Source organism: Mesorhizobium sp. M1A.F.Ca.IN.020.06.1.1, assembly GCF_004023265.1.
Lineage (GTDB): Bacteria > Pseudomonadota > Alphaproteobacteria > Rhizobiales > Rhizobiaceae > Mesorhizobium.
Genome location: NZ_RZSR01001081.1, coordinates 1 through 1,858, shown reverse-complemented (window position 1 = coordinate 1,858; position 1,858 = coordinate 1). Strand labels below are relative to the sequence as shown.

General features: G+C 64.3%; 2 protein-coding genes. Both read right to left on the bottom strand.

The annotated features are described in order from the left end of the window. Nucleotides 1-1,120, bottom strand: a 1,120-nt coding sequence (gene iolC, locus EOA60_RS31135; RefSeq protein ID WP_128312485.1) for a 5-dehydro-2-deoxygluconokinase, incomplete at its 3' end; no start/stop codon positions are given. Between the two features lie 155 nt (nucleotides 1,121-1,275). Next, nucleotides 1,276-1,858, bottom strand: a 583-nt coding sequence (locus EOA60_RS31130; protein ID WP_164899701.1) for a MurR/RpiR family transcriptional regulator, incomplete at its 5' end; no start/stop codon positions are given.

Genomic DNA, 1,858 nt, shown 5'->3' with positions numbered 1-1,858 from the left:
CGCTTGCGAGCACCGCGTCCAGCTGGAAGATGTCGCGCCGGCGCGTCGTCGCCCAGTGGATGTGGTTGATCGCCTCGTCCTTGCGCAGCGCCAGATGCTTGCTGCCGTGCTTCAGAAAGAACTGCAGCTCTTCGAAGGTGGGATATTCCGGCGCGCACAGCAGGCGCGACACGGCGAAGGCGCCGCAGGCATTGGCCCAGGTCGCCGCCGTGGCAAAGCTTTCGCCGCCGAGCCAGCCGCGCAGGAAGCCCGACATGAAGGCGTCGCCGGCGCCGAGCACGTTGTAGATCTCGATCGGGAAGCCCTCGCCGACGACGCCGTCCTCGAGGTCGTCGCTGATCGGCCCGTCATAGACGATGCAGCCTTTGGCACCGCGCTTGAGCACGATGGTAGCGGCCGACAGCGTGCGGATCGTCTTAAGCGCGCTCAAACAATCGTCGGCGCCGGAGGCGATCATGATTTCCTCCTCGGTGCCGACGATGAGGTCGCAATCGGGCAGCACCGTCTTCAGCTGCGCCGAGACCCGGTCCGACTTGACGTAGCGCTCGAAGCCCTCTGCATGGCCGGCGAGCCCCCAGAGGTTCGGGCGGTAGTCGATGTCGAACACGACCTTGCCGCCCTTGGCCTTCATCAAACGGATCGCCTTGCGCTGTGCGGCATCCGAGTTGGGACGCGAGAAATGGGTGCCGGTGACGACCACGGCGCGCGCCGAGGCGATGAAAGCCTCGTCGATGTCCTCTTCGGCGAGCGCCATATCGGCGCAATCCGAACGATAAAAAATCATCGGCGAGACGCCTTCGTCCTCGACGGAAAGCAGCACCAGCGCCGTCAGCCGTTCCTTGTCGGTCTTCAGGGCTTCGACCGAGACGCCCTCACGCCTGAGCTGCTCGCGGATGAAACGGCCCATCTGCTCGTCGCCGACGCGAGTGAGCAGCGCCGAGCGCAGGCCGAGCCTTGCCGTGCCGACGGAGATATTGGCCGGGCAGCCGCCGACCGACTTGGCGAAGGAGGTTATGTCCTCCAGACGCGAGCCGATCTGCTGGCCGTAGAGATCGACAGAGGCGCGGCCGATCGTGATGACGTCGAGCGGCGGATATTTCGCTTCCACGGCTTCGCCCATTCGAACCTCCCATCGGCTTTGTTGTGCAGAGCAGCGTCGTTTTGGGCAGCACGCGCGAACGGCGGCGTGACACCGTCAATATGAAATAATAATTCCAATCCATAGTCAATATGGAATGAGTGTTCCCTGATGGAAAAACGCCCGTTCGGGGCCGCTCAGGCCTTGCGCTTGCGGCCGGCGTCGCGCCGCTTTTCGCCGACGGCAACGGTCAGCGCCATGGCAAGCGCCATCGTTGCCGACAAAGAGCGGAAGCCGCCGAAATCGGATTCGGCCACCTCGAACCAGACCTTGGCGAATTGGGCGAGCGGCGAGAACGAGCTGTCGGTGATGGCGACGATGGGCACGCCCTGCTCGGCGATCGAGCGCGTCTCCTCGATGGTCGCGGGCGCGTAAGGCGAGAAGCTGATGGCGATGACGGCGTCGCGCGGCGTAGCGAAGCCAATCATCTCGGCGTTCAAGCCCGCGGCCGACTCGATCAGTTGGTTGCGGATCTTAAGCTTGCCAAGCGCGTAAGCGATGTAGGAAGCGACCGGATAGGAACGGCGCTTGGCCAGCACATAGATCGTCTCGGCCTTTGCCAGCAGCGTGATCGCCTGTTCGAAATGCGCATCGTTCAGCGCGCGCGAAATGTCGCTGAGCGAGGTGCTGGCGGCAGCGACGAAGCCGTCGAAGATCGCCCGGTGTCCGGCGCCTTCCTCGGCCTTGGCGCGCAGCGCCGCCAGCCGCTCGTCATAAGAC